Source organism: Allobosea sp. Root483D1, from assembly GCF_001429505.1.
GTDB lineage: Bacteria > Pseudomonadota > Alphaproteobacteria > Rhizobiales > Beijerinckiaceae > Allobosea.
In genome coordinates, this window is the sequence record NZ_LMJW01000021.1 from 76,443 (window position 1) to 101,702 (window position 25,260).

Genomic DNA, 25,260 nt, shown 5'->3' on the forward strand with positions numbered 1-25,260 from the left:
TCGCTTCCGCCAGGGTCGGAGTTCCGCCGATGAACCGCCTGAAGCACGCCGCCAGTCCCTATCTGCTGCAGCACCGGAACAACCCCGTCGACTGGTGGGAGTGGAGCGACGAGGCCTTCGCGCAGGCGCGCGCCGGCGACCGGCCCATTCTGCTCTCCGTCGGCTATGCCGCCTGCCATTGGTGCCATGTCATGGCGCATGAGAGCTTCGAGAACCCTGCCATCGCTGCGGTGATGAACGAGCTCTTCGTGAACATCAAGGTCGATCGCGAGGAGCGGCCCGACATCGACCATGTCTATATGAGCGCCTTGCACACGCTCGGAGAGCAGGGCGGCTGGCCGCTGACGATGTTCCTCGACAGCGAGGGCGCGCCATTCTGGGGCGGGACCTATTTCCCGCCGACCTCGCGCTATGGCAGGCCGGGTTTCATCGACGTGCTCCGGCAGATCTCCGGCCTCTACCGCAGCGACCGCGAGCGCATCAGCCGCAATGCCTCGGCGATCGGTGAAGCGCTGCAGCAGAGCCTGCAGCGGATGGCGGAAGCCGACGAGCCTGATCTCGATCATCTCGCCGGCGAGATCGCACGCCGCTTCGACCGCGACCATGGCGGGCTCGGCGGCGCGCCCAAATTCGCGAATCCCGGGCTGGTCGAATTGCTCTGGCGCCATGGCGCACGCAGGGGCGATGAAGCCTCCCGCGAAGCCGCCAGCCGGACGCTGATGCAGATGGCGCGCGGCGGCATCCACGACCATCTCGGCGGCGGCTTTGCGCGCTATGCCGTCGATGAGCGCTGGCTCGTCCCGCATTTCGAGAAGATGCTCTACGACAACGCCCAGCTGCTGTCGCTCTACGCGCTCGAGGCCGCGCGCACCGGCGATCCGCTTCTAGGCGAGACTGCTGACGGCATCGTCGCCTGGCTGAAGCGGGACATGCTGCTGCCCGAGGGAGCCTTCGCCGCCAGCCTCGATGCCGATTCAGAAGGCGAGGAGGGCAAATTCTATGTCTGGACGCTGGCTGAGCTGACCGAGAGTCTCGGCCCGGACGATGCCGCCCTTGTCGCCCGGCATTACGACGTGACCACCGGCGGCAATTGGGAAGGCCACGCCATCCTCAACCGGCTGGATACGCCCGACCCCTTGCTGGAGGTAGCGGGCAGGCTCGCCGAGCTCCGCGCGCGCCTGCTCGAGGCCCGTAGCAAACGCATCCCGCCCGGCCGCGACGACAAGATCCTGGCCGACTGGAACGGGCTGATGATTTCAGGTCTCGTCCGGGCAAGCGGCGCCCTCGGCCGCAAGGACTGGATCAACCTCGCAGCCGACGCCTTTCGTTTCGTTGCCGAATCCATGGCCGATAGCGATGGCCTCTCGCATTCCTACCGCGCCGGTAGACTGATTGCTCCGGGCTTCGCGCTCGATCACGCCGCCATGGCCGAGGCCGCCCTCGCCCTGCATGACGCCACCGGCGCGCAGCACTACTTCGATCTCGCCAGGGGGTGGAGCGCCCATCTGGAGCGGCACTACCACGAGGCTGACTCAGGGTTACTGCGGATGACTCGTGCCGACAGCGCGGCCCTACCGGTCATACCAAGGCCGAGTCATGACGACGCCACACCCAATGCGAACGGTCTCCATGCCGCCAACCTGCTACGGATCGCGGCCCAGACCGGTATGGCTGAGGATCGCGAGCAAGCCGACCGGTTTCTGGTGGTCATACTCGCTGCGGCGGCGCATGCCCCGATCGCGCATGGCTCAGTGCTCAACGCCTATGATCTCGCCCGCAACGGCATCGAGATCGTCCTGGCCGGCCCGAACCGCGAGGTCTTCCGACGAGCTGCCCTGGCACTACCGCACCTGACAATCATGCTGGTCGACTGCCCCGATCCGGACGAATTGCCGCCGGAGCACCCGGCCCATGCCTATGCCAGGCAGGCCGGGACAGGCGCCGCCTTCATCTGTCTGCACGGTAGCTGCCTGCCACCTGTCACGGAGCCGAAGCGATTGGCAGAAGCAGTGGCAGGCGCACGCTGAGCCTGCGGGCGGACGCCACCCAAAGAAAAAGGCCCCGGCGCAACGCCAGGGCCTTTTCATTCGCTGAGGCGGTGACCGCCGGTCAGGTATTCATCGAATCGAAGAACTCGGAGTTCTGCTTGGTCTGGCGCAGCTTGTCCAAGAGGAACTCGATCGCGTCCTGCGGACCCATCGGGTTGAGAATGCGGCGCAGCACATAGGTCTTTTGCAGGTCGGAGCGCGGCGTGATGAGCTCCTCCTTGCGGGTGCCGGACTTGATGATGTCGATCGCCGGGAAGATGCGCTTGTCGGCCACCTTGCGGTCGAGAATGATTTCCGAGTTACCGGTGCCCTTGAACTCCTCGAAGATCACCTCGTCCATGCGGCTGCCGGTGTCGATCAGGGCGGTCGCGACGATGGTCAGCGAGCCGCCTTCTTCAATGTTGCGGGCGGCACCGAAGAAGCGCTTCGGCCGCTGCAGGGCGTTGGCGTCGACGCCACCGGTCAGCACCTTGCCGGAGGACGGCACCACCGTGTTGTAGGCGCGGCCGAGGCGGGTGATCGAATCGAGCAGGATGACGACGTCGCGGCCGTGCTCGACCAGGCGCTTGGCCTTGTCGATCACCATCTCCGCGACCTGGACGTGGCGGGTCGCCGGCTCGTCGAAGGTCGAGGACACAACCTCGCCCTTCACCGAGCGCTGCATGTCGGTGACTTCCTCCGGCCGCTCGTCGATCAGCAGCACGATCAGATAGCACTCGGGATGATTGGTGGTGATCGACTGCGCGATGTTCTGCAGCAGCACGGTCTTGCCGGTGCGCGGCGGCGCCACGATCAGGGCACGCTGGCCCTTGCCGATCGGCGCGACGATGTCGATGACGCGCGGCGAGAAATCCTTCTTGGTCGGATCCTGCACTTCGAGCTTGAGGCGCTCGTCGGGATAGAGCGGCGTCAGGTTGTCGAAGTGGATCTTGTGCTTGATCTTCTCCGGATCCTCGAAGTTGATCGTGTTGACCTTGAGCAGGGCGAAATAACGCTCGCCATCCTTCGGGCCGCGGATCGGGCCCTCGACGGTGTCGCCGGTACGCAGGCCGAACTTCCGGATCTGAGTGGGCGAGACGTAGATGTCGTCCGGGCCCGGCAGATAGTTCGAATCGGAGGAGCGCAGGAAGCCGAAGCCGTCCTGCAGCACCTCGACGACGCCTTCGCCGAGAATTTCGGTTTCCTGGGAAGCGAGCTGCTTCAGGATCGCGAACATGAGCTCCTGCTTGCGCATCGTGCTCGCGTTCTCGACCTCCATGCCTTCGGCAAAGGTCAGCAGTTCGGTCGGCGACTTCGCCTTGAGTTCGTGGAGTTTGATTTCCCGCATGGGGCACCCGGGTTGAGCAGGCCTGCACAAAGGCGGGCCAGACGGCAGCGGAGGGATCGACGGGACGAAGGGCTGGGAGCCCCACTTGTCAGGATGTCGTGCCGGCTGGCGGAAGCCGCCGTGGCACGAACCGTCGACGATAGGGAAGGACGCGAACAGAAGGCGCAGAGGCTTGATAACCGCTTTCCCCGCCTGGCTCAAGCGGGAAACCGCACTGAAATCAGAACGGCTTGACGATCACCAGGATGACGATGCCCGCCATCAGCACCGCCGGCACCTCGTTGAGGATGCGATAGAACCGCGCCGGCTTGTCGTTGCGATCCTCGGCGAAGGCCCTGACCCTGCCGGAGAGATAGCCATGCAGGCCCGAGAGGACAAGGACCAGCGCGATCTTGCCGTGCAGCCAGCCACCCTTGAAGCCGAAGGCGCTCCAGGCGAGGTAGAGCCCGAGCACCCAGGTGATGATCATCGAGGGATTGATGATCCCCTTGAGCAGGCGGCGCTCCATGATCTTGAAGGTCTCGGACTGGATCGAGCCGGTCTGTGCCTCGGCATGGTAGACCATCAGCCGTGGCAGATAGAGCATCCCCGCCATCCAGGCGATCACCGCCATGACGTGGAAAGCCTTGATCCATTCATAGGCCATCTGATCGATCCTTTAGGCGCGCACCAGCTCGACCAGCCGCTCGACATGAGCGATCGGCGTATCCGGCAGAATGCCATGCCCCAGATTGAAAACGAACGGACCTGCGCCGAATGCCGCACGGATCGCGTCGATCTCGCGATCGAGCTCCGGCCCACCCGCCCGCAGCAGTTGCGGATCGAGATGGCCCTGCACCGGAACGATCGGCTGGATCGCCTCGCGCACAAAGCCCCGGTCGATCTCGGTCTCGAGCCCGACCGCATCGATCCCGGTCTCGCGGACGTAAGACGGAATGCCGGCGCCGGCTCCTCGCGGAAAGCCGATGATCTTCGCATGGGGATGACGGGCCCGGACCAGCGCCACGATCCGCCGGGTCGGTTCGATCGACCAGCGCTTGAAATCCTCCGGCCCGAGCGAGCCCGCCCAGCTATCGAAAATCTGCACAGCATCGACGCCGGCTTCGATCTGCGCGTTGAGATAGGCCGCCGAGTTGACGACGAGCCGGTCGATCAGCCTGGCAAAGAGCTCGGGGTCGCGCTGGAACAGATCCTTGGCTGGCCCTTGATCCGGCGTGCCGCGCCCGGCGACCATATAGGTCGCGACCGTCCAGGGCGCCCCACAGAAGCCGATGAGCGCTGTCCCCGCGGGCAGGGCAGCCTTCACTCGTCGGACGGTCTCGTAGACCGGCGCCAGCACGTCCTGGTCGATCTCGTTGCGGATTTCGCCAAGCCTGACTGCATCAGCGACAGGCTCCAGCCTCGGCCCTTCGCCTTGCGCGAACCAGAGCTTCTGCCCGAGCGCATGCGGGATCACCAGGATGTCCGAGAACAGGATCGCCGCGTCGAAGCCAAAGCGCCTGATCGGCTGCAGGGTCACCTCGGCTGCCCATTCCGGATTATAGCAAAGCTCCAGGAACCCGCCGGCCTTGGCCCTGAGTTCGCGATATTCCGGCAGATAACGTCCGGCCTGTCGCATCATCCAAAGCGGAGGCTTCGGCAGCGTCTCACCGGAAAGAGTGCGGAGGAAAAGGCTCTCGTTCATGAAAGGCACCGGGCTCTCTGCCCTTCTTCTAAAAAGAATCTCTTTTAAGAGAGTCTTCTGTTTTGACTGTTGGATAGGGGCACATAGCCCGCCGCAAGATTGTCCACAACCGGTCCACAGGTGACGCGTCGCCGCGCCGGGCGGCCTCCAAGGCGCCGGCCAGCCCTTAACAGTTTCTTAACGAATTGGATTTCGCCCTGGAGCGCGGCTCGGCGCCTCGTCCAAAAATGATTCACGTGAAACATCCCGATTCAGCCCACAGGCCGATGCCTGTTGAGCTGGAAGCAGGGTTATCCCGCCCCTCTGCGATGGGGCTCTGGTTGTGCCCGGTTATCCCCAGTTGTCCCAGCCGTCCGAACCGGTCACCCGGCCATGTCCAGTCGGCTCGAAAAGGGATTCCCACGCTGGCGGAACCGCTCTAGAGCTGAATCGCAGAAGAGGCCGGCGAGGGCGACGGAAGCCGTGGCGCGCAATTATTTTCACTTGCACCTGGTCTCGGACGCGACCGGCGAAACCCTGATCGCGGTCAGCCGCGCTGCCGCGGCACAGTACGAGGCAGTTTCGGCGATCGAGCATGTCTACCCGCTCGTCCGCTCCGAGAACCAGTTGTCGCGGGTGCTCGCCGAAATCGAGACCTCGCCCGGCGTCGTGCTCTATACGCTGGTCGAGCCGGAATGGGCCGAGCGGCTGGAAGCGTTCTGCCGCGATATCGGCTGCCCATGCCTGTCGGTGCTGCAGCCGGTGCTGTCGCTGTTCCAGTCCTATCTCGGCCAGGCTTCGGCGCCGCGTCCCGGCGCGCAGCACATGCTCAATGCCGAGTACTTCCGCCGCATCGACGCGATGAACTACACGCTGATGCATGATGACGGTCAGCTCGGCGGCGATCTCGAAAGTGCCGATGTCATTCTCGTCGGCATCAGCCGGACCTCGAAGACGCCGACCAGCATCTATCTGGCCCATCGCGGCATCAAGACCGCCAACATCCCGCTGGTGCCGCACGTACCGTTGCCCGTCGAGCTCGATGGCCTGAAGAAGCCTTTGGTCGTCGGTCTCGTCGCCAGTGCCGAGCGCATCATCCAGATCCGGCAGAACCGGCTGCTGTCGTTGAAGGCGGATGACGAGACGCCTTATGTCGATCCCGATGCGGTCGCCGACGAGATCACCCAGTCGCGCCGGCTCTGCGCCCGCAGGGGCTGGCCGGTGATCGACGTTACCCGACGCTCGATAGAGGAGACGGCCGCCGGCATCCTCGACCTGCTGCGCGACCACCGCATGAAGTTCATCGCGACGTGACCGCCCGGGCGGCATTCTGGCGCGGGGAGGCGCCGCTCATCCTTGCTTCCGGCAGCGCGACGCGTCTGCAGCTGCTCGAAGCGGCGGGGCTCCCGGTCGAGGTGATCAAGCCGGTCGTCGACGAGCGCCTGGTCGAGGCGGAGTTCCTCGCCATGGGCGGCCCGCCCGCTGGCGTCGCCGCGGCGCTGGCAGAAGCCAAGGCCTTGTCGGTTTCGCCGGGGCATCCCGGCCGGGTCGTCCTCTCGGCTGACCAGATGCTGATTTGCGAAGGTCGTCCGTTCCACAAGCCCGAGGATGCCGCCGGCGCCGAGCGCCAGATCGCCATGCTCGCCGGCCGCAAGCACGTGCTCACCTCGGCCTTCGCCCTGGCCCGCGACGGCCGGATCGTTGGTGGTGGCGCCAGCAATGCAGTGCTCGCCATTCGCCCGCTGACGCCGGACTTTATCAGGGACTATGTCGCGCTGGCCGGCGCTGCCGCGACCACCAGTGTCGGCGGCTATCAGCTCGAAGGCCTCGGCATCCATCTGTTCGCGGCCATCGAGGGCGATCATTCCACCATCCTCGGCCTGCCGATGCTGAGCCTGCTCGCCACGCTCCGCAATCTCGGCCTCGCCGCATGAATTCCGTTTCAAGACCATGACCAGACGTTGCTTCATCATCGGCCATCCCGTCGCGCATTCTCGCTCGCCGCTGATCCATGGCCATTGGCTCGCCGAATACGGTCTTGCCGGCAGCTATGAACGCGTCGACGTCCCGCCCGCCGAGGTCCCGGCCTTCATCGCGCGCCTGCGCGCCGGCGAATTCGTCGGCGGCAACGTCACCGTGCCGAACAAGGAGGCGGTGCTGCCCCTGCTCGACCAGGCCAGCGCGACGGCACGGGCCATGGGCGCGGCCAACACGCTCTGGATGGCGGATGGCCGGCTTCATGGCGACAACACCGATGCCTATGGCTTCCTCGCCCATCTCGATGCCTGCGTGCCTGGCTGGGCCGAGCGCGCCCGGACGGCGCTGATTCTTGGCGCCGGCGGCGCCGCCCGCGCCGTGATCCACGGCCTCGCCGAGCGTGGCGTCAATCGCATCCTCCTGGTCAATCGCAGCTCCGAACGTGCGGTCGACCTGGCGGCGTCGTTTCCGGAAGCAGTGGAGGCGCACCCCTGGCGGGATGTCGCCGTGCTCGTGGCTGAGAGCGATCTGATCGTGAACACGACCTCGCTCGGCATGCACGGCCAGCCGCCGCTGGAGATCGATCTCTCGGCCTTGCGTCCCGGCACGATCGTCGACGACATCGTCTATGTCCCGCTGGAGACGCCGCTGCTCGCCGAAGCCCGACGCCGTGGCGGCCTCCCGGTTGATGGTCTCGGCATGTTGCTGCACCAGGCGGTTCCGGGTTTCGAGCGCTGGTTCGGTGTCCGCCCGCAGGTCACGGATGCGCTGCGGGTGAAGCTCGAAGCTGACATTCCGGCTTCGTGAGCATGATGGCGGAGACGCTGCGATGACCTTCCTGCTCGGCCTCACCGGCTCGATCGGCATGGGCAAGTCGACGACCTCGGCGATGTTCCGCGCTGCCGGCGTGCCCGTCCACGATGCCGACCAGGCGGTGCACGATCTCTACTCCGGCGTCGCCGCGCCGCAGATCGAGGCCGCCTTCCCGGGAACCACGGTGGCTGGTGTCGTCGACCGGGCAAAGCTTTCTGCGGCCGTGCTCGGCCGGCCGGAAGCGCTGGCGCAGCTCGAGGCGATCGTCCATCCGCTGGTGCGCTCCGAGGAACAAGCCTTCCTGGCGCAAGCCCGCAGGAGCGGCGCGACCGTTGCCGTGCTCGACATCCCGCTTTTGCTGGAGACAGGCGGGGAGGGGCGTTACGACGCGGTCGTCGTCATCACCGCTCCGGCGGAGGTCCAACGCAAGCGCGTCCTCGGCCGTCCCGGCATGACGGAAGAGAAATTCGCCGCGATCCTCGCCCGCCAGATGCCGGATGCGCAGAAGCGGCGCCTGGCCCATTTCCTTGTGGACACCTCGCGCGGGCTCGTGGCCGCCGAACGCCAGGTCCGCTCTATCCTGAATGCCGTCGCCGGCCGCTTCGGCCGCAACGGGAGGGCGGGCTGACATGCGCGAGATCGTTCTCGATACCGAGACCACCGGCGTTGAAGCGCTGAAGGGCGATCGCATCGTCGAGATCGGCTGCGTCGAGCTGATCAATCATTGCCCGACCGGCCGCAACTACCACGTCTACATCAACCCCGAGCGGAATATGCCGGACGGCGCCTTCAGGGTGCACGGGCTCTCAGAGGCCTTCCTCTCCGACAAGCCGGTCTTCGCCGCGATCGCCAGCGAGTTCGCCGCCTTCATCGCGGATGCCAGGCTCGTCATCCACAACGCCGCCTTCGACGTCGGCTTCATCAACATGGAGTTCGGCCGGCTCGGCCTGCCGCCGATCGTGTCGGCGCTCGTGGTCGACACGCTCGCCATGGCGAGACGCAAGCATCCCGGCGCCAGCAACAGCCTGGACGCGCTTTGCTCGCGCTACGGCATCGACAACAGCCGCCGCACCAAGCACGGCGCGCTGCTCGACTCCGAGATCCTCGCCGAAGTCTATATCGAGCTGATCGGCGGCAAGCAGACGAGCCTCGGCTTCGGCAGCGCTGCTGCGGGCAAGGCCGGCGCCGGGCTCGCAGCGGCGATCGAACGCCCCGTCCGCCAGCGCCCGCTCGCGCCCCGGCTGACGCCGGAGGAACGAGCGGCCCATGAGGCTTTCGTGATGAAGCTCAAGGGGCCGCTCTGGCGTGGCTATCTCGGTGTGCCTGAGGAGGCGTGACGCTAGGCGTCAGTCCCGGGCGGCTCGCGGCGGCCCGGGAATCTTCCGATCGTCATGCTCGGGTCGAGCCCGAGCATGACAAGCGTGATGGTTATCCGCCCTGCTTCCGGCTCGCGCGGCGCGACATCATGTTCAGCCCCTCGATCAGGGCCGAGAACGCCATGGCGGCGTAGATGTAGCCCTTCGGGATATGGGCGCCGAAGCCCTCGCCGATCAGCGTGCCGCCGATCATCAGCAGGAAGCCGAGCGCCAGCATCACGATCGTCGGGTTCTTGTCGATGAAGCGCGCCAGCGGGTCGGCCGCGAGCAGCATCACCAGAACGGCGACGATCACGGCGATCACCATCACCGGCACATGCTCGGTCATGCCCACTGCCGTGATGATGCTGTCGATCGAGAAGACGAGATCGAGCAGCAGAATCTGAAAGATCACGCCGCCGAAGGTCACGGCCGCGGCCGCACCGCCGTCGAACATGTCAGGCCCGTGATCGGGATCGACCTTGTGGTGGATTTCCTTGGTCGCCTTCCAGACCAGGAACAGGCCACCGGCGATCAGGATCATGTCGCGCCACGAGAAGGCCTTGCCGAAGACCGAGAACACCGGCGCGGTGAGCTGCACGATGAAGGCGACGGTGGAGAGCAGCGCAAGTCGCAGGATCAGCGCCAGACCGATGCCGATCCGGCGGCCGCGTGCGCGCTGATGCTCGGGCAGCTTGTTAGTCAGGATCGAGATGAAGATGAGGTTGTCGATACCGAGGACGACCTCCATGGCAATCAGGGCGCCGAGCGCCGCCCATATGGCTGGGTCAGCGGCGAGCGTCATAAGGGAATCCATGGAAGTCGTGAACCTCGCGGGAACGGCGCGCCGGGATGGCGGCCTCTGGCCCGCGGGACATGGAAACGCTCCGGCGATTCCACAACGGTTGGTCAACAAAAAAGAGCCCCGAAGGGCTCTTATCTGTCGCATTCACGCTACCGGTGGCCGTTCAGGCGTTGGGCGCGCCCTGTTGGGCCTGCATTTCCTCGACACGCTGGCGATAGAGCGCAGCGAAGTCGATCGGGTCGATATAGAGCGGCGGGAAGCCGCCATTGCGCACCGCTTCGGCGACGATCGCCCGGGCGAAGGGGAAGAGCAGGCGCGGGCAGTCGATCATCACGACCGCATGCAGCTGCTCCTGCGGCACGCCTTGGATCCGAAAGACACCGGCATAGCTGAGCTCGAACGCGAACAGCGTCTCGTCGTTCAGCGTCGCCTTGCCTTCGAGCGTCAGGATCGTCTCGATGTCGTTCTCGCCGAGCGCATTGGCGTGGACGTTGACCTGGAGGCTGATCTGCGGTCCGCCCTGCTGTTGCTGCTGGGTCAGCGAGCGCGGAGCGTTCGGATTCTCGAAGGAGAAATCCTTGATGTACTGGACCAGCGTGTTGAGGCTGGGTCCTTGCTGGTCGGCGGCGCCGGCGCCGTTGCCGTTTTCGTTGGCCATCGGTCCCATCACTGTCTTTAGAAAACCATCGGGAAACTCTGTGCCGTGGCCGGAACTACCCGACAAGACGGCAGCGCCGGGTATCATGGTGAGGGTGCCGGCACAAGCGAAGCGCGCTTTCGTGCCTTGTCGCACCCCGGGGGTGGATGTTACGAGCCTTCCACACCATATCCGTTCGATGACGGGCAGCAGAAGCGCGCCCGCGCGGGAACGAGTTTTCGAGGTTCGGATCAGCCGGCGATGCAGAATTTCGATATGACGACCCTGGTCTTCCTGGCCCTGGCCGTTTTCGTCGCCTGGAAACTGCGCTCGGTTCTGGGCCAGAAGACCGGGCACGAGAAGCCCCCGGCCGATCCGTTCGCACGCCGGGAGACCCCGCCGCTGCGCCCGGACCAGCCGGGCAATGGCGAGCGGCGCGACAATGTCGTCCGGTTGCCGGGCGCCGCCAACGATGCTGCGGCTGCCCCTGTCGCCGAGGTGGAACGCTGGAAGGGCATCGCCGAGCCAGGTTCGCCCATCGCCGTCGGCCTCGACGCCATCCTTCGCCAGGAAGCGGGCTTCGATGCGCCCGGCTTCGTCGGTGGCGCGAAATCGGCCTACGAGACCATCGTCACGGCTTTCGCCCGTGGCGATCGCAAGACCTTGAAGGGCCTGCTTGCCAAGGAAGTCTATGACGGCTTCGAGCAGGCGATCGCCGAGCGCGAGAAGCGTGGCGAGAAGGCCGAATCCAATTTCGTCTCGATCGACAAGGCCGAGATCGTCGCGGTCGACGTCAAGGGCAAGGTTGCCCAGGTCACGATCGCCTTCGCCTCGCAGCTGATCAGCGTCGTCCGCGATGCGCAGGGCACTGTCGTCGACGGCAGCGCCGATGCGGTGTCCGAGGTCAACGACGTCTGGACCTTCTCGCGCCAGCTCGGCAGCCGCGATCCGAACTGGCTGCTGGTCGCCACCGAATCGGCCGCGTGATTCGTGCCGCCGGTCTCGCTCTGGGGCTGCTGGCCGCAAGCTTATCGATGACCGGCGCCGAAGCTTCGCCTCCACCTCTGCCGACGGGCGCCCGGGCCGAACCCGTGGCGCCCGCCGCGCTTGCGGGCTGGGGTGTCGATGATCAGCGCACAGTGCTGCGCCTGTTCGCGCAGGGCTGCGAGACCGATCCGCCATTGCGGCAGGGCGCGGCTCCGCCACCGGCTCTCCCGGCCTTGTGCACCAAGGCTGCGGCCGTGCTTGCCGCGGGTGAGCCGAGCGAGGCTGTCGCCCGCCGCTTCTTCGAAGATAATTTCGCTTTCTGGCGCATCCGCCCGGCCGGCGCCGAGCGCGGCTTCATGACCGGCTATTTCGAGCCGGAGTTCGAGGGCGCGCTGACCCGCTCGGACGCCTTCCCGACGCCGCTCTACGGTCGCCCGGCCGATCTCGTGACCAGGATGCCGGGCGATGACTGGCCCGGCCTCGATGCGGCCCTGACCTCGGCGCGCCGGACCGCCAGGGGATTTGAACCCTTCCCCGACCGTGGGGCGATCGAAGAAGGCGCGCTCGACGACCAGGGTCTCGAAATCCTCTTCATGCGCGATCCCGTCGACCGCTTTGTCCTGCAGGTCCAGGGCTCGGGCCGGATCCGCCTGCCGGACGGCAAGGTGACGCGTCTCGTCTATTCCGGGCGCAATGGCCACCCCTATACCTCGCTCGGGCGCGAGCTCAGCCGGCGCGAGAACATTCCGCCCGAGCAGATGACGATGGACAAGCTCATCGCTCGGCTGAAAGGCGATGCCGGCTTCGCCCGCGAGCTGATCCGACTCAACCGCTCCTTCGTCTTCTTCGCCCGCAATGATGATCTCCCGGCCGGCTCCGGCCCGATCGGCGGCGCCGGCCTGCCGCTGACCCCGCTGCGCAGCGTCGCGGTCGACCGCTCGCTCTGGCCCTATGGCATGCCGGCCTGGATCGAGACCGAGATCCCGAACGGCAAGGGCGGCAGCGAGAGGCTCGCCCGGCTGATGCTGGCCCAGGATACCGGCACGGCGATCGTCGGCCCGGCTCGGATCGACCTCTTCGTCGGCTCGGGCGCGGAAGCAGGCCATCGCGCCGGCCTGATCCGCCATCCTGTTGACTTCGTCGTGCTCTGGCCACGCTGAGCCATGCGCCGGCGCGGCAAGCTCCTCTCCGAGGCGGAACTCGCGCTCTGGCGCCAGGTCGCGCGCACGGTCAAGCCGTTGGCGGGCCGCGCGCCTGTCGAGCCCGAGCCGGAGGAGGCGCAGGCGAAGCCCGCTCCGGCTGCGGAGAATGTTCCGTCTGCGGCCGTGCTGGCGCCCGCGCGTCTGTCCGCCAAGCCCGCCCCGCCTCCGCTGGTACCGCTCGAGCGGCGCATGCGCACGCAATTGCGTCGTGGCCAGCAGGGCGTCGAGGCGGTGATAGACCTGCACGGCCTGCGCCAGGACGAGGCCCATTCGGCTTTGCGAGGCTTCCTGCGGCTGCAACAGCAGCGCGGAGCCAAGCTCGTACTGGTGGTGACCGGCAAGGGCATCGCCGGTGATGTCCCTTATGGCGAGGAGCGCGGCATCCTGCGCCGCAACGTCCCGCGCTGGCTGCGTCTGCCGGATCTACGCCCGCTGGTGCTCGGCTTCGACGAGGCCGAGCAGCGTCATGGCGGTACCGGGGCGCTCTATATCCGTTTGCGCCGCAGCCGGGAGGTCGATTGATGACGCCCTTCGGCCGCCGCGTTCGCGAATTGCGCGCCACCCGCGGCGTTACGCTGGCGCAGATGGCGCAGGCCCTCGGCGTCACCCCGGCCTATCTTTCGGCGCTCGAACACGGCAAGCGCGGCCAGCCGACCTTCACCCTGATCCAGGGCGCGATCCATCTGCTCGGCGTGATCTGGGACGAGGCCGACGAGCTGATCCGCCTCGCGGAACTCTCGCATCCGCGCATCGTGATCGATACCGCCGGCCTCGAGCCGGAGGCGACATTGTTCGCCAATCGCCTCGCCCACGAGGTGCAATGGCTCGGCCCGTCCGACCTTGCGGCGCTGACCTCGATCCTCGACAGCGCCGTGCGCCGGCGCGGCAGCGCTTGACCTCGCCTGCCGGCAAATGCGACACGCCGCCATCCTCTCGCCATCACGGACATCCCCATGACCTCCAAGCGCTATGACGTGCTCGCCTTGGGCAATGCCATCGTCGACGTCTTCGCCTCGGCGGAGGAAGATTTCCTGGCGAAGTACGCGCTGGTCAAAGGCTCGATGGCGTTGATCGACGAGCCACGGGCCGAGTTGCTCTATGGCGCGATGGGCCCGGGCAAGGTGGTCTCGGGCGGTTCGGCCGCCAACACCATCGCCGGCCTGGCCTCCTTCGGCGGAAAAGGCGCCTTCATCGGCAAGGTCAAGGCCGACGAGCTCGGCAAGCTCTACCGCCACGACCTCACCTCACTCGGCGTCGCTTTCGGTACGGAAGCTACGACGGACGGCCCGGCGACGGCGCGCTCCTTCATCATCGTCACGCCCGATGGCGAGCGCACGATGAACACCTATCTCGGCGCCTGCCAGGGCCTGTCGCCGGCCGATGTCGACGCCGCGACGGTCGAGAATGCCGACATCGTCTACCTCGAAGGCTATCTCTGGGATCCGCCGGCCGCCAAGGACGCCTTCCGCAAGGCCTCGGAGCTCGCCCACAAGGCCGGTGGCCGCGTTGCCATCACCCTGTCGGATTCCTTCTGCGTCGACCGCTATCGCGACGAATTCCTCGGCCTGATCCGCAATCGCATGGTCGATCTCGTCTTCGCCAACGAGCACGAGCTGAAAAGCCTCTACCAGAGCGCCGACTTCGACACGGCGCTGGCGGCTCTGCGGGCCGAGAACGTGCTCGCCGTCATCACCCGCTCGGAGAACGGTGCGCTGGCGCTGACGCCGGATGGCGTGGTGGCCGAGCCGGTCTTCCCGATCGAGCGCGTGGTCGATGCGACCGGTGCCGGCGACCTCTTCGCTGCCGGCTTCCTCCATGGTCTGACGACGAACCGCGAGGCGCGCGACTGCCTGCGGCTTGGCGCGCTGGCCGCCGCCGAGGTCATCAGCCATGTCGGCGCCCGCCCGGACGTCAACCTGAAGACGCTCGCCGCCAATAACGGCCTGCTCTGAGAGAAAAAGGCGGCCGGTTCAAGCCGCCCGCTTCAACCCGACGGCGCCCCAGATTTCGCTGAGGGCGCCGACCAGCGCGGCGATGTCCTCGTCCGAATGCAGCGGCGTCGGCGTGATCCGCAAACGCTCGGTGCCACGCGGCACAGTCGGATAGTTGATCGGCTGGACGTAGATCGCAAAGCGCTCCAGCAATTCGTCGCTGATCCGCTTGCACAGGGCGGCATCGCCGACCATCACCGGCACGATATGGCTCGGATTCGGCAGATGCGTGATGCCGGCCTGGTCGAGCTGCTGCCGTAAGATTTGCACGCGGTCCCGCTGGCCCTCGCGCTCGGCCGAGCTCGTCTTGAGATGCCGGATCGCGGCGAGCGCGCCTGCGGCCAGCGTCGGCGGCAGCGAGCTCGAGAAGATGAAGCCGGAAGCGAAGCTGCGGATGAAGTCGCACAGCGCCGCCGAGCCCGTGACATAGCCGCCCATCACCCCGAAGGATTTGGCCAGCGTGCCCTCGATCAGGTCGAGGCGGTGGCTGAGCCCGTCGCGCTCGCTGACGCCGCCGCCGCGCGGGCCGTAGAGCCCAACGGCATGGACCTCGTCGATATAGGTCATCGCGCCGAATTCGTCGGCGAGATCGCAGAATTCGGCGACCGGGGCGATGTCGCCATCCATCGAATAGACCGACTCGAAGGCGATCAGCTTCGGCCTGGCGGGATCGATGCTCGCAAGCTTGCGGCGCAGGTCTTGCGCATCGTTATGGGCGAAGATCAGCTTCTCGGCGCGCGAGTGCCGGATGCCCTCGATCATCGAGGCGTGGTTGGCGGCATCGGTCAGCACGACGCAGCCGGGAATGCGCGCGGCCAGTGTCGAGAGCGAGGCCCAGTTCGACATGTAGCCCGAGTTGAACAGCAGCGCCGCGTCCTTGCCGTGCAGGTCGGCGAGCTCGCGCTCCAGAAGCACATGGTAGTGGTTGGTGCCGGCGATGTTGCGGGTGCCGCCGGCGCCGGCACCGCAGCTGTCGAGCGCCTCGCGCATCGCGGCGAGCACAACGGGGTGCTGGCCCATGCCGAGATAATCGTTCGAGCACCAGACGGTGACCTCGCGCGGGCCATCCGGGCCGTGGAAGGCGGCGCGCGGAAAGCGACCGGCGCGGCGTTCGAGATCGGCGAAGACGCGGTAGCGACCCTCGGCCCTGAGGCTGTCGAGCTCGCTGCGAAAAAAGGCTTCGAAATCCATCGTGACGCTCCTGGCGGCACCTTTTAGGGATTCCAGTCGCTGCGTAAAGGCGCGCCGATGTCGCGCCGAGTAGGGCTACGGCGCTCTATCCTAGCCCAGTCCGCGCTTCATTGTGCAAGGAGCTTTTCGTTTCCGGGCGGGAATGGGTCTTTCCCTTTGGCGCGATGGCCCGTTAGATCGGCTTCGAAACTGACGAGGACAGGCCATGGCGGTAACGATCGACGGACGCACCCTGAAGGGCAAGCAGGTGCTGCGCGTGGCCCGGCCCGGCGCCTCCGGCCGCTATGAGAAGGCAAACCTCGCGCCGACGGCGCGTGCGGCGATCGCGGCGACACGCGCCCATATCGACACCAATTTCATGAACGACGAAGCCCCGTTCATGTACTCCTTCAACACCGGCGTCGGCCTGTTCAAGGACCAGCGCGTGCTGATGTCGGAGATGACCGAATATCAGCGCAAGAGCGTCTACGCCCACGCCACCGGAATCGGCGAGCCCTTTGCCGAGGATGTGACGCGCGCCACCATGCTGCTGCGCGCCAATGCCTTCGCCTCGAACTATTCCGGCCCGCAGGTCGCGCTGGTCGAGCGCCTGCTCGCCTGCCTCAATGCCGGCATCCATCCGGTGATCCCGCAGAAGGGCTCGGTCGGCGCCTCCGGCGACCTTGCCCCGCTCGCTCATATGTCTGCGGCTGTCTGCGGCTTCGAGGAGGGCGAAGCCGTCTACAAGGGCAGGCGGATGAAGGCCCGCGAGGCTCTCGCCAGGGCCGGGCTGGAGCCCGATTTCAAGCTCGGCGCCAAGGACGCCTCGGCGCTGATCAACGGCTCGACCGTCTCGCTGGCGCTCGGCGTGCTCGCCACCGAGGACGCCAAGCGCCTGATCAAGGCCGCCGATATCGGCCTCGCGCTCTCGCTCGAAGCCATGCGCGGGGAGCTCGCCGCCTTCGATCCACGCGTCCATGCCGCCCGCCCGCATCCCGGCCAGGCGCTGGTGGCGCGCAACCTCATCAAGATCACGCAAGGCTCGAAGCGCTGCTCGGCTTCGGCCCGCGAGACGATCTATCCCGACGAGATCGGCCGCACGCCCGGCAAGCCGCCGGCGCCGCGGGTGCAGGATGTCTATTCGCTGCGCTGCGCCCCGCAGGTGCATGGCCCGGCCCGCGAGGCGCTCGACTATGTCGCCCGCATCATTTCGACCGAGACCAATTCGGCGACCGACAATCCCCTGATCTTTCCGGAGAATGACGGCTACCGCGTCATCTCCGGCGGCCATTTCCATGGCCAGTACGTCGCCCAGGCGATGGACCTGCTCGCCATCGCCATGACCGATCTCGGCTCGATCTGCGAGCGCCGCCTCGCCCGGCTGGTTGACCCCACCATGAGCTACGGCCTGCCGCGCAACCTGCTCGCCGGCAAGCGCGGCCTCAACACCGGTTTTGCCACCGTGCAGTGCTCGATGTCGGCACTGGTGATGGAGAACCGCACGCTCTCCTCGCCCGGCTCGGTCGATTCGATCCCCGGCAAGTCGAATGCCGAAGACCATGTTTCGAACTCGACCTGGTGCGGCCGCAAGGCCCGCACGGTGGTCGAGAACGTCGAGATGATCATCGCCGCCGAAATCCTGATGGCCTGCCAGGCGCTCTCCCTGATCGCCGACACCGCCAAGGCCCATCCGCTCGGCAAGGGCACGCAGGCGGCCCTCGACGCTTTGCGTGAGACGATCCCGCCGGCGCTCGATGGTGACCGCTGGTACGCCGCCGAGATGAACCAGGCGACGGCGCTGATCCGCTCCGGCGCGATCGTCGAGGCGGTCGAGGCGGTGGTGGGGGCGTTGGAGTAAGCACCGCCTGACGGCGCGCGTCAGGCTCGGCCTTGAGCCGAGCATCTCAGGCCGGAGGAGGCACCAGCCGGCGCCTTCTCGTCCTGAGATTCTCGGATCTGCGCTGCGCTCCGCCCGAGAATGAAGCCTTCTAGTACAACGTCGCCTTGACCCGCTCCGGCAGCGCCTTGTCATAGGCGGCGCCATCGAAAGTCTCCGTCGCCGCCCGCGCCGAGATGTCGCGCAGGATCGTGCCCGCGCTGGGCAGCGTCCGCTTGTCGACCTGCGCTGCCGGGTTCCAGAGGTCGGCGCGCACCACCGCTCGCGAGCATTGGAAGTAGGCGGCCTCGACGGTGACGACGATCACGCAGGCCGGCAGCTTTCCGGCCATCTCGAAGCGCGCGCACAGCTCCGGGTCGGTCGACAACGCTGCTGTGCCGTTCACACGCAGCGTTTCGCCGTATCCGGGGATCAAAAAGAGCATTCCGATTCGATTGTCGGACAGAAGATTCTTCAATGAATCGAGGCGGTTATTGCCTCTTCGGTCCGGAATCAGCAACGTTTTCGCGTCGCTCACGGTGACAAAGCCCGGCAGATCCCCGCGCGGCGAGCAATCCAGCCCGTCCGGACCGTTGGTCGCGAGCACGAAAAAAGGCGAGGCGGAGATCAGCGCACCATAGTTGGCGTCGATGTGGTCGATCTCCTTGAGGACTGAGGCCGGAGCGATCGGGTTCGGATAGAGCGCGACGAGCTGTTCGGGCGAGGTGATGCGATGCGCGGTCATGCCGGCCTCCGGATGTCGATAAGTCTAGACTATTCTGCCTAGCTGCACTGCACCAGTGGGTGACCTCAAAAAGAAACGCCCCGCATCTTTCGATGCGGGGCGCTGATTCACGTGAAACGCTTAGCGTTGGGGCGAGCTCAATCCTCGGCGCCCTGGCGTTCGCGGGACTTCTCGGCGTCGCGCTCGGCCTTCAGCTTCTCGGTGATGTCCTCGCCGGTCTCCTGGTCGACCACCTTCATCGACAGGCGCACCTTGCCGCGCTCGTCCATGCCGAGGAACTTGACCTTGACCTTGTCGCCTTCCTTGACGACGTCCTGGACCTTCTGGACGCGGCGCGGGGCCAGCTCCGAGATGTGGACCAGACCGTCCTTGGCGCCGAAGAAGTTCACGAAGGCGCCGAACTCCATGACCTTGACGACGGAGCCGTCATAGATCATGCCCGGCTCGGCTTCCGAGACGATCGACTTGATCCACTTGATCGCCGCTTCGATCGACTTGCCGTCGGCCGAGGCGATCTTGATGGTGCCGTCGTCCTCGATGTTGACCTTGGCGCCGGTCTTCTCAACGATCTCGCGGATGACCTTGCCGCCCGAACCGATGACTTCGCGGATCTTGTCGACCGGGATCTTCATCGTCTCGATGCGCGGCGCATACTCGCCGAGCTGACCACGGGCCACCGAGAGCGCCTTGTTCATCTCGACGAGGATGTGGTCGCGACCGCCCTTGGCCTGGTCGAGGGCGACCTTCATGATCTCCTCGGTAATGCCGGCGATCTTGATGTCCATCTGCAGCGAGGTGATGCCCTCGGACGTGCCGGCGACCTTGAAGTCCATGTCGCCGAGATGGTCCTCGTCGCCGAGGATGTCGGAGAGCACCGCGAAGCGCTCGCCTTCCAGGATCAGGCCCATGGCGATGCCCGCGACCGGTGCCTTCAACGGCACGCCGGCATCCATCAGCGCCAGCGAGGTGCCGCAGACGGTGGCCATCGAGGACGAACCGTTCGACTCGGTGATCTCCGAGACGACGCGGATGGTGTAGGGGAACTCCGACTTCGCCGGCAGCATCGGGCGGATGGCGCGCCAGGCGAGCTTGCCATGTCCGATCTCGCGACGGCCGGGCGAACCCATGCGGCCAGCTTCACCAACCGAATAGGGAGGGAAGTTGTAGTGCAGCAGGAAGGTCTCCTTGTAGGTGCCTTCCAGCGAGTCGATGTACTGCTCGTCGTCGCCGGTGCCGAGCGTGGTCACGACCAGCGCCTGGGTCTCGCCGCGGGTGAACAGCGCCGAACCGTGGGTGCGCGGCAGGATGCCGGCTTCCGAGACGATCTTGCGGACCGTCTTGAGGTCACGGCCGTCGATGCGGACGCCGTCGTCGAGGATGGTCCAGCGCACGACCTTGGCCTGGGCTTCCTTGAACTGGCCGCCGACCTGCTCTTTGGTGAAGGTCGTCTTGCCGTCCGGCGTATCCGAGACGAGCGCCTGGACCTTGGCCTTGGCGGCGTCGAGGGCCTTGTAGCGCTCGGCCTTGGTGGTGATCTTGTAGGCGGCGCGGATATCCGCATCGACCAGCTTGAGCACGGCCTCGAGCACGACGGAGTTGTCGGCCGGGGTGTAGTCGCGCGGCTCCTTGGCGGCCTTCTCGGCCAGGCGGATGATGGCGTCGATCACCGGCTGGAAGTGCTTGTGGCCGAACATCACGGCGCCGAGCATGATCTCCTCGGACAGCTGCTTGGCCTCCGACTCGACCATCAGGACGGCGTCGGGCGTGCCGGCGACGACGAGGTCGAGCTGCGATTCCTTGATCTCGTCGACCAGCGGGTTGAGCTTGTAGGCGCCGTCGAAATAGCCGACGCGGGCAGCGCCGACCGGGCCCATGAAGGGCACGCCGGAGAGCGTCAGCGCGGCGGAGGCGGCGACCATGGCGACGATGTCGGGATCGTTCTCGAGGTCATGCTGCAGCACGGTGCAGACGACCTGCGTCTCGTTGCGATAGCCCTCGACGAAGAGCGGGCGGATCGGCCGGTCGATCAGGCGCGAGACCAGCGTCTCCTTCTCGGTCGGGCGTCCCTCGCGCTTGAAATAGCCGCCGGGAATGCGGCCGGCCGCGAAGGTCTTTTCCTGGTAGTTCACGGTCAGCGGGAAGAAGTCGATCCCGGCCTTGGGCGTCTTGGCGGAGACGACGGTCGCGAGCACGACGGTCTCGCCATAGGTCGCGAGCACGGCGGCGTCGGCCTGGCGGGCAATCTTGCCGGTTTCGAGCACGAGCTTGCGCCCGCCCCAGATCAGCTCTTCGGTTTGAACATCAAACATGGATATGTCTTTCGGTCGGATGCGATCCGTCCGGCGTCGATCGTGCCCATGGGCAAGACGGCTAAACGTCCGGGGTGTGCTTGCAGGAAGCGCGCCCGGGCGCTCGGCGATCCTGCCATGGACGTCACTGACGCCGGCGGATCATGCGGGAAGCCGCCCCATGCGGTTGCCGCACTGGAATGGGAGGTCGCGTCATTGCGGCACTCCCGGAGTGAGGCCGGTTACCTGGCCTCTAGTAGAACCGCCCGGAGCAGCGAGGCACCGGGCGGAAATTCGGTCTCGATCAGCGGCGGATGCCGAGCTTCTCGATCAGGGTCTTGTAGCGCGCCTCTTCCCTGCCCTTGAGGTAGTCGAGCAGCGAACGACGCTGCGACACCATCTTGAGCAGGCCGCGACGCGAATGGTTGTCCTTGGTGTGCGACTTGAAGTGGCCGGTCAGGTTGTTGATGCGCTCCGTCAGGATCGCGACCTGGACTTCCGGCGAGCCGGTGTCGTTCGGCTTGGTGGCATGTTCCTTCATGAGCGCGGTCTTGCGCTCGGCAGTGATCGACATCGTGATGTCCTTTGGTTCGGTGTTGATCTGGCGGGCCAGGCCGGGATGTCGTCCAGCAAGGTCCGAAGTCCGCACCGCTTCATCGCGGAAGGGGCGCGCAGCCGGCTGTCGAGCCGGTTGGCCGGGGATATACACGAAATCTGGCGAAAGGCTAGCGTAGCGGTTCCGATGCGCCTGCTTCGCAGGCTGGTCGTTGATCCGGATATGGCGAGGGCATCATGCAGGTGGAAGAACGGCGCGCCGTCCGAGCGCTCATCCTCACGCCGGAACGGCAGACCCTGCTCTTTCGCCTGAGGCCGCCGGGAGAGACGCGGTGCTTCTGGATCGCGCCGGGCGGCGGGCTCGATCACGGCGAGACGATCGAGGATGGCCTGAGGCGCGAGCTGCGCGAGGAACTCGGGCTGGTCGACTTCCGGGTCGGCGCGTTGGTCTGGCGTCGTCATCACATCTTCGACTGGGGCGCCCGCCGGATCTCGCAGCGCGAGGAATACCGTATCGTCGAGGTGCCGCGCTTCGACCCCGTCATGACCGACGAGGTCGAGGCGCAGAACGTGGTCGACTATCGTTGGTGGCCGGTCGCCGAGCTGGGCAATGTCCTCGAGCCGCTAACACCGCTGAGCCTGTCGGCGATCCTCGCGCGCTATCTCGCTGAGGGTGCACCCGATCCGATTCCGCCCGAAGAAGTGCTGGTAGACGACGAGCCAGCCGGCTGACTCTGGAGCGCTGTCAGGAACCTCTGTTGGCTCCGCAGGTTGACTCTGCGGAACGCGACAGCAGGGGTCGAAGACCATGCCAGCCATGCCAAAAGATCGCCTCATCGCCGCGCTCGGGGCCCAGCTTCGGGCCGAGCGCGAGACCCGCGACGCGCTCCGCGATGTGATCGCCAACGGCCAGCTCGACCGCGAGGTGCTGCTGGCGATCTTGTCCGATCCGGTGCCGGTCGTGACCCGCGACGAGATCATCCGGGCAGAAGCCTGGCTGCGCGGGTTGCCGCCGGCCTTCCCGGCCCGCCCTGCGCTCAAGGCTGCGTGATCAGGCGGCGGCCTCGCCGCGGTCATAGCGTCGCTGCGCGTCCTCGACCTCACCGATATGGGCCTCGGCCCACTGGGTCAGCGCCGCGACCGTGCCGGCGAGCGTGCGCCCAAGCGGCGTCAGCGAATATTCGACCGTAACCGGGACGGTGGCGAAGGCGCGCCGTGAGATCAACCCGTCGCGTTCCAGGCTTTTCAGCGTCTGCGACAGCATCTTTTGCGAGATGCTGTCGATGCGCCGGCGCAATGCGTTGAAGCGCAAAGTCTCCTGCTCGAGCAGGATCAGCACCAGCACCGCCCATTTGTCGCCGATCCGGTCGAGAACCTGCCGTGTCGGACAACGGGCATCGAATGCGTCGGGACGGTGCAGCATGGTGGTTTCCGGCAGGTGACCTTGTGGCGTGAAAGTGCCTTCTTGAGAGAAAGTCTCACGCGCGCCATCTGGTGTCCATCGGGATGTTGGTTCCCATTGGATACTAGGGAAGGTCGACCATGAAGATTGCTCTCATCGGCGCTACCGGCTTCATCGGCTCGCGTCTGCTCGCCGAGCTCGCCAGCCGCGGCCATCAGGTCACCGCCATCGTCCGCAATCCCGAGAAGGTGCCACAGGGCGCCGGCGTCACCGCCAGACAGGGTGACGTCCATGACAAGGCCGGGCTCGCCGCCCTGCTCGCCGGCCATGACGCGGTGATCAGCGCGGTGCATTTCACGGCCAGCGACCCTGCGACGCTGCTGGCGGCGGTCAAGCAGTCCGGTGTTGGACGCTATCTCGTCGTCGGCGGCGCCGGCAGCCTCGAGGTCACGCCTGGTGTGAAACTGTTCGACACCAAGGAATTCCCGGCAATCTATCTCGACGAAGCCAGAAAGGGTGGCGCTTTCCTCGATCTGCTGAAGGGCGAGAGCGGCCTCGACTGGACCTTCCTCTCGCCCTCCGCCCTGATCGAGCCGGGCGAGCGCACCGGCAAGTTCCGCCTCGGCAAGGACCAGCTCCTGGGCGACGGCGAGGGCAAGAGCCGGATCTCGGCCGAGGACTACGCCGTCGCTTTGGTCGACGAGCTGGAAAAGCCGGCGCATTCGCGCCAGCGCTTTACGGTCGGCTATTAAGGCGGGGCACCCTCGCCTCAACGCCGAATGGCTTCACCGGTCAGCTTGGATCAATCTGACCGGATCCAACTGCATGGTCCGGCGGAAGCGCTTCTCGCCGAAGGCGAGCTGGCCGCGGCGGAGTTCGCCGCTCCAGACATGGCCGGCGTCGCTCTCGAAATAGAGCTGCGCCGCATCGACCTCGTAGCGGCCGCCATGGCTCGGCGACTGGTCGCGCTGCTTGCCGAAGCGGCCGTTCGGCCGCAGGTCGAGCCGGATGGCCCCGTCCTCGCTGATCCAGCGGCCGAGCACGGCGCGTTCGGCCTTGCTCAGCGGCTGGAAGGCTTCGAGATCGATCTCGAGCGGGCGGATCGGCCGCTTCGCCGGGGCGATGATCGACGCGATCGCGCCGAATGACTGGAAGACCTGGCTGAAGGGCATGATGACCTCCTTTCGTTCAGGTTGTTGGATGGTGCTGATAGCGCCACGTCTGTCAGGAATATGTCAGTAGCGACCGACGTTGGGCGCCAGGGGCGATCAGCCCATGGGTCCGTCGTTCGACGACGCTGCCGGTATGACCTGACAATGCATCGGCACGAGCGGGGAGCGGTAGACCGATCCGCCGCGATCATTGCCTGATCCTCCAGCGCTTCAGCCTGGCCATCGCAAAACTCCGGTGCTTTCTTATATGAAAGTCCGAAGCCGAGGCTGCTCGCGAAGGAGATCCGCATGCGTCAGGTCGAAGAGCTCGCCGCGCTGATCGCGCGTTTCGCGCCGACCGACGGCGTCCATGACACCGCGATCCCGCGGCTGAAGGTGGTGCGCCTGTCGCAGCCGAGCGAGCCGATGCACGGCCTGCACGAGCCGGCGCTCTGCATCATCGCCCAGGGTGCCAAGCAGGTGATTCTGGGCGACAAGGTCTACCGCTACGACGCGGCTCATTGCCTGGTCGTCTCACTCGACCTGCCGGTCACCGGCCAGGTGATCGAGGCGACGCCGGACAAGCCCTATCTCTGCGTCAAGCTCGAGCTCGACCCGGCAGCGATCGGCGCGCTCATGCTGGAAGCTGGGCCCATGGCGGACCGTGAGCCCGAGCCCGGGCTGGGAATGACGCTCAGCCCGATGACGCCGGCTTTGCTCGATGCCGCGATCCGCCTGACCAGCCTGCTCGCCTCTCCCGCCGACATCCCTGTGCTCGCGCCGCTGGCCGAGCGCGAGATCCTCTATCGCCTGCTGACCGGCGAGCAGGCGGCGCACCTGCGCCAGATCGCGGTGGCGGAGAGCAAGCTGCAGCAGGTCAATCGCGCCATCGGCTGGATCAAGCGCAACTACCGCAAGCCCTTCAGCCTCGAGATCGTCGCCGCCGAGGCGCGAATGAGCGCCTCGGCGCTGCACCTGCACTTCAAGGCGGTGACGGCGATGAGCCCGCTGCAATACCAGAAGCAGCTGCGGCTGCAGGAAGCCCGCCGGCTGATCCTGGCCAATGCGCACGACGCCGCCTCGGCCGGATTCGAGGTCGGCTATGAGAGCCCCTCGCAGTTCAGCCGGGAATACAGCCGTCTGTTCGGTGCCCCGCCGCTGCGCGACGTCGCGCGCTTCCGCGGGCGGGAGCCGATCTACAGCGGCTGACGCCGCTCAGAACTCCTCCCAGCCGGCGTCGTCTGCGCGGCCGTTGGCGGCCTTGCGGG

At 66.4% G+C, this 25,260-nt stretch carries 27 protein-coding genes; 16 read left to right on the forward strand and 11 right to left on the reverse strand.

What is annotated here, in order from left to right; genetic code table 11:
- The first annotated feature begins 29 nt into the window (after nt 1-29).
- Nucleotides 30-2,027, forward strand: coding sequence for a thioredoxin domain-containing protein (locus ASE66_RS22715; protein WP_057192035.1), 1,998 nt, complete (start codon nt 30-32; stop codon nt 2,025-2,027).
- A gap of 82 nt (nt 2,028-2,109) precedes the next feature.
- Here the strand turns inward: ASE66_RS22715 and rho are convergent, their stop codons facing one another.
- The 3 genes from rho to hemE form a co-directional block, all read right to left on the reverse strand.
- Entirely contained in the window at nt 2,110-3,375 is a 1,266-nt protein-coding gene (gene rho / locus ASE66_RS22720; RefSeq protein ID WP_057192036.1) for a transcription termination factor Rho, read from the reverse strand.
- A 220-nt stretch (nt 3,376-3,595) separates the two neighbouring features.
- Nucleotides 3,596-4,021: a protoporphyrinogen oxidase HemJ gene (gene hemJ, locus ASE66_RS22725; protein ID WP_082613671.1), complete on the reverse strand. Its 426-nt coding sequence runs from the start codon at nt 4,019-4,021 to the stop codon at nt 3,596-3,598.
- A gap of 12 nt (nt 4,022-4,033) precedes the next feature.
- Nucleotides 4,034-5,068 (reverse strand): uroporphyrinogen decarboxylase, encoded by a 1,035-nt coding sequence (gene hemE / locus ASE66_RS22730; RefSeq protein ID WP_413814284.1) that lies wholly within the window; start codon nt 5,066-5,068, stop codon nt 4,034-4,036.
- A gap of 453 nt (nt 5,069-5,521) precedes the next feature.
- Here hemE and ASE66_RS22735 point away from each other — a divergent pair, with 453 nt between their 5' ends.
- From ASE66_RS22735 to dnaQ, 5 genes are read left to right on the forward strand one after another with little or no spacing between them, the layout of a single operon-like run.
- The gene (locus ASE66_RS22735; RefSeq protein WP_057192039.1) at nt 5,522-6,352 is read left to right on the forward strand and encodes a pyruvate, water dikinase regulatory protein; all 831 of its coding nucleotides are present in this window, start codon (nt 5,522-5,524) and stop codon (nt 6,350-6,352) included.
- Nucleotides 6,349-6,972, forward strand: coding sequence for a Maf family protein (locus ASE66_RS22740; RefSeq protein WP_057192040.1), 624 nt, complete (start codon nt 6,349-6,351; stop codon nt 6,970-6,972). Before ASE66_RS22735 ends, ASE66_RS22740 begins: the two co-directional genes overlap by 4 nt.
- 16 nt (nt 6,973-6,988) lie before the next feature.
- Nucleotides 6,989-7,822 (forward strand): shikimate dehydrogenase, encoded by an 834-nt coding sequence (locus ASE66_RS22745; RefSeq protein WP_057192041.1) that lies wholly within the window; start codon nt 6,989-6,991, stop codon nt 7,820-7,822.
- A 22-nt stretch (nt 7,823-7,844) separates the two neighbouring features.
- The gene (gene coaE / locus ASE66_RS22750; protein ID WP_057192042.1) at nt 7,845-8,456 is read left to right on the forward strand and encodes a dephospho-CoA kinase; all 612 of its coding nucleotides are present in this window, start codon (nt 7,845-7,847) and stop codon (nt 8,454-8,456) included.
- Between the two features lies 1 nt (nt 8,457).
- Complete coding sequence (gene dnaQ / locus ASE66_RS22755; protein ID WP_057192043.1) at nt 8,458-9,165, forward strand: DNA polymerase III subunit epsilon; 708 nt, start codon at nt 8,458-8,460, stop codon at nt 9,163-9,165.
- Nucleotides 9,166-9,256: 91 nt separating this feature from the next.
- On the opposite strand, the gene ASE66_RS22760 is transcribed toward dnaQ, so the two are convergent.
- Together ASE66_RS22760 and secB are read right to left on the reverse strand one after the other, a co-directional pair.
- Complete coding sequence (locus tag ASE66_RS22760) at nt 9,257-10,000, reverse strand: TerC family protein (RefSeq protein WP_057192044.1); 744 nt, start codon at nt 9,998-10,000, stop codon at nt 9,257-9,259.
- 151 nt (nt 10,001-10,151) lie between these two features.
- The gene (secB, locus tag ASE66_RS22765) at nt 10,152-10,646 is read right to left on the reverse strand and encodes a protein-export chaperone SecB (RefSeq protein WP_244495028.1); all 495 of its coding nucleotides are present in this window, start codon (nt 10,644-10,646) and stop codon (nt 10,152-10,154) included.
- A 240-nt stretch (nt 10,647-10,886) separates the two neighbouring features.
- On the opposite strand from secB, the gene ASE66_RS22770 reads away from it, so the two are divergent.
- The 5 genes from ASE66_RS22770 to ASE66_RS22790 are packed head-to-tail and all read left to right on the forward strand — an operon-like array spanning nt 10,887 to nt 14,766.
- Nucleotides 10,887-11,612: a Tim44/TimA family putative adaptor protein gene (locus ASE66_RS22770; RefSeq protein WP_057192046.1), complete on the forward strand. Its 726-nt coding sequence runs from the start codon at nt 10,887-10,889 to the stop codon at nt 11,610-11,612.
- Nucleotides 11,613-11,659: 47 nt separating this feature from the next.
- The gene (locus tag ASE66_RS22775) at nt 11,660-12,772 is read left to right on the forward strand and encodes a murein transglycosylase A (protein ID WP_057192047.1); all 1,113 of its coding nucleotides are present in this window, start codon (nt 11,660-11,662) and stop codon (nt 12,770-12,772) included.
- Nucleotides 12,773-12,775: 3 nt separating this feature from the next.
- Nucleotides 12,776-13,336: a Smr/MutS family protein gene (locus ASE66_RS22780; protein ID WP_057192048.1), complete on the forward strand. Its 561-nt coding sequence runs from the start codon at nt 12,776-12,778 to the stop codon at nt 13,334-13,336.
- Nucleotides 13,336-13,710, forward strand: a complete 375-nt coding sequence (locus ASE66_RS22785; protein WP_057192049.1) for a helix-turn-helix domain-containing protein — start codon at nt 13,336-13,338, stop codon at nt 13,708-13,710. The genes ASE66_RS22780 and ASE66_RS22785 overlap by 1 nt, the downstream gene beginning before the upstream one ends.
- Nucleotides 13,711-13,767: 57 nt before the next feature.
- Nucleotides 13,768-14,766 carry an adenosine kinase gene (locus ASE66_RS22790; RefSeq protein ID WP_057192050.1) on the forward strand — a complete coding sequence of 333 codons (999 nt, stop codon included), beginning with the start codon at nt 13,768-13,770 and terminating at the stop codon, nt 14,764-14,766.
- Nucleotides 14,767-14,784: 18 nt separating this feature from the next.
- On the opposite strand, the gene hemA is transcribed toward ASE66_RS22790, so the two are convergent.
- Nucleotides 14,785-15,996, reverse strand: a complete 1,212-nt coding sequence (gene hemA, locus ASE66_RS22795) for a 5-aminolevulinate synthase (protein ID WP_057192051.1) — start codon at nt 15,994-15,996, stop codon at nt 14,785-14,787.
- Between the two features lie 205 nt (nt 15,997-16,201).
- Between hemA and ASE66_RS22800 the strand changes: the two genes are divergently transcribed.
- The gene (locus tag ASE66_RS22800) at nt 16,202-17,833 is read left to right on the forward strand and encodes an HAL/PAL/TAL family ammonia-lyase (protein ID WP_057192052.1); all 1,632 of its coding nucleotides are present in this window, start codon (nt 16,202-16,204) and stop codon (nt 17,831-17,833) included.
- 130 nt (nt 17,834-17,963) lie between these two features.
- Here ASE66_RS22800 and ASE66_RS22805 read toward each other — a convergent pair whose 3' ends face one another.
- From ASE66_RS22805 to rpsO, 3 genes are all read right to left on the reverse strand, one after another.
- Complete coding sequence (locus ASE66_RS22805; RefSeq protein ID WP_057192053.1) at nt 17,964-18,596, reverse strand: pyridoxamine 5'-phosphate oxidase family protein; 633 nt, start codon at nt 18,594-18,596, stop codon at nt 17,964-17,966.
- 137 nt (nt 18,597-18,733) lie between these two features.
- On the reverse strand, nt 18,734-20,905 hold the full coding sequence (pnp, locus tag ASE66_RS22810; protein WP_057192054.1) for a polyribonucleotide nucleotidyltransferase: 2,172 nt from the start codon (nt 20,903-20,905) through the stop codon (nt 18,734-18,736).
- A gap of 283 nt (nt 20,906-21,188) precedes the next feature.
- Complete coding sequence (rpsO, locus tag ASE66_RS22815; RefSeq protein ID WP_057192055.1) at nt 21,189-21,458, reverse strand: 30S ribosomal protein S15; 270 nt, start codon at nt 21,456-21,458, stop codon at nt 21,189-21,191.
- A gap of 218 nt (nt 21,459-21,676) precedes the next feature.
- Between rpsO and ASE66_RS22820 the strand changes: the two genes are divergently transcribed.
- Both ASE66_RS22820 and ASE66_RS22825 read left to right on the forward strand, forming a co-directional pair.
- Nucleotides 21,677-22,171 (forward strand): NUDIX domain-containing protein, encoded by a 495-nt coding sequence (locus tag ASE66_RS22820; protein WP_057192056.1) that lies wholly within the window; start codon nt 21,677-21,679, stop codon nt 22,169-22,171.
- Between the two features lie 85 nt (nt 22,172-22,256).
- A complete protein-coding gene (locus ASE66_RS22825) occupies nt 22,257-22,490 on the forward strand; it encodes a hypothetical protein (RefSeq protein WP_413814285.1) in 234 nt (77 codons plus the stop codon).
- Here ASE66_RS22825 and ASE66_RS22830 read toward each other — a convergent pair whose 3' ends face one another.
- Nucleotides 22,491-22,862 (reverse strand): winged helix-turn-helix transcriptional regulator, encoded by a 372-nt coding sequence (locus tag ASE66_RS22830; RefSeq protein ID WP_057192058.1) that lies wholly within the window; start codon nt 22,860-22,862, stop codon nt 22,491-22,493.
- A 119-nt stretch (nt 22,863-22,981) separates the two neighbouring features.
- Between ASE66_RS22830 and ASE66_RS22835 the strand changes: the two genes are divergently transcribed.
- Entirely contained in the window at nt 22,982-23,593 is a 612-nt protein-coding gene (locus tag ASE66_RS22835) for an NAD(P)-dependent oxidoreductase (RefSeq protein ID WP_057192059.1), read from the forward strand.
- A 33-nt stretch (nt 23,594-23,626) separates the two neighbouring features.
- Here the strand turns inward: ASE66_RS22835 and ASE66_RS22840 are convergent, their stop codons facing one another.
- Nucleotides 23,627-24,013, reverse strand: a complete 387-nt coding sequence (locus ASE66_RS22840; RefSeq protein WP_057192060.1) for an Atu4866 domain-containing protein — start codon at nt 24,011-24,013, stop codon at nt 23,627-23,629.
- Between the two features lie 288 nt (nt 24,014-24,301).
- On the opposite strand from ASE66_RS22840, the gene ASE66_RS22845 reads away from it, so the two are divergent.
- Nucleotides 24,302-25,201, forward strand: coding sequence for an AraC family transcriptional regulator (locus tag ASE66_RS22845; protein ID WP_057192061.1), 900 nt, complete (start codon nt 24,302-24,304; stop codon nt 25,199-25,201).
- Nucleotides 25,202-25,260: the final 59 nt, after the last annotated feature.

Excerpts from the sequence above, each read along its gene's own strand:
- ASE66_RS22715 (WP_057192035.1), top strand. The coding sequence starts at position 30 with ATGAACCGCCTGAAGCACGCCGCCAGTCCCTATCTGCTGCAGCACCGG.
- rho (WP_057192036.1), bottom strand. The coding sequence starts at position 3,375 with ATGCGGGAAATCAAACTCCACGAACTCAAGGCGAAGTCGCCGACCGAA.
- hemJ (WP_082613671.1), bottom strand. The coding sequence starts at position 4,021 with ATGGCCTATGAATGGATCAAGGCTTTCCACGTCATGGCGGTGATCGCC.
- ASE66_RS22745 (WP_057192041.1), top strand. The coding sequence starts at position 6,989 with ATGACCAGACGTTGCTTCATCATCGGCCATCCCGTCGCGCATTCTCGC.
- coaE (WP_057192042.1), top strand. The coding sequence starts at position 7,845 with ATGACCTTCCTGCTCGGCCTCACCGGCTCGATCGGCATGGGCAAGTCG.
- dnaQ (WP_057192043.1), top strand. The coding sequence starts at position 8,458 with ATGCGCGAGATCGTTCTCGATACCGAGACCACCGGCGTTGAAGCGCTG.
- ASE66_RS22760 (WP_057192044.1), bottom strand. The coding sequence starts at position 10,000 with ATGGATTCCCTTATGACGCTCGCCGCTGACCCAGCCATATGGGCGGCG.
- secB (WP_244495028.1), bottom strand. The coding sequence starts at position 10,646 with ATGGCCAACGAAAACGGCAACGGCGCCGGCGCCGCCGACCAGCAAGGA.
- ASE66_RS22770 (WP_057192046.1), top strand. The coding sequence starts at position 10,887 with ATGCAGAATTTCGATATGACGACCCTGGTCTTCCTGGCCCTGGCCGTT.
- ASE66_RS22775 (WP_057192047.1), top strand. The coding sequence starts at position 11,660 with ATGACCGGCGCCGAAGCTTCGCCTCCACCTCTGCCGACGGGCGCCCGG.
- ASE66_RS22780 (WP_057192048.1), top strand. The coding sequence starts at position 12,776 with ATGCGCCGGCGCGGCAAGCTCCTCTCCGAGGCGGAACTCGCGCTCTGG.
- ASE66_RS22785 (WP_057192049.1), top strand. The coding sequence starts at position 13,336 with ATGACGCCCTTCGGCCGCCGCGTTCGCGAATTGCGCGCCACCCGCGGC.
- ASE66_RS22790 (WP_057192050.1), top strand. The coding sequence starts at position 13,768 with ATGACCTCCAAGCGCTATGACGTGCTCGCCTTGGGCAATGCCATCGTC.
- hemA (WP_057192051.1), bottom strand. The coding sequence starts at position 15,996 with ATGGATTTCGAAGCCTTTTTTCGCAGCGAGCTCGACAGCCTCAGGGCC.
- ASE66_RS22800 (WP_057192052.1), top strand. The coding sequence starts at position 16,202 with ATGGCGGTAACGATCGACGGACGCACCCTGAAGGGCAAGCAGGTGCTG.
- ASE66_RS22805 (WP_057192053.1), bottom strand. The coding sequence starts at position 18,596 with ATGACCGCGCATCGCATCACCTCGCCCGAACAGCTCGTCGCGCTCTAT.
- pnp (WP_057192054.1), bottom strand. The coding sequence starts at position 20,905 with ATGTTTGATGTTCAAACCGAAGAGCTGATCTGGGGCGGGCGCAAGCTC.
- rpsO (WP_057192055.1), bottom strand. The coding sequence starts at position 21,458 with ATGTCGATCACTGCCGAGCGCAAGACCGCGCTCATGAAGGAACATGCC.
- ASE66_RS22820 (WP_057192056.1), top strand. The coding sequence starts at position 21,677 with ATGCAGGTGGAAGAACGGCGCGCCGTCCGAGCGCTCATCCTCACGCCG.
- ASE66_RS22825 (WP_413814285.1), top strand. The coding sequence starts at position 22,257 with ATGCCAAAAGATCGCCTCATCGCCGCGCTCGGGGCCCAGCTTCGGGCC.
- ASE66_RS22830 (WP_057192058.1), bottom strand. The coding sequence starts at position 22,862 with ATGCTGCACCGTCCCGACGCATTCGATGCCCGTTGTCCGACACGGCAG.
- ASE66_RS22835 (WP_057192059.1), top strand. The coding sequence starts at position 22,982 with ATGAAGATTGCTCTCATCGGCGCTACCGGCTTCATCGGCTCGCGTCTG.
- ASE66_RS22840 (WP_057192060.1), bottom strand. The coding sequence starts at position 24,013 with ATGCCCTTCAGCCAGGTCTTCCAGTCATTCGGCGCGATCGCGTCGATC.
- ASE66_RS22845 (WP_057192061.1), top strand. The coding sequence starts at position 24,302 with ATGCGTCAGGTCGAAGAGCTCGCCGCGCTGATCGCGCGTTTCGCGCCG.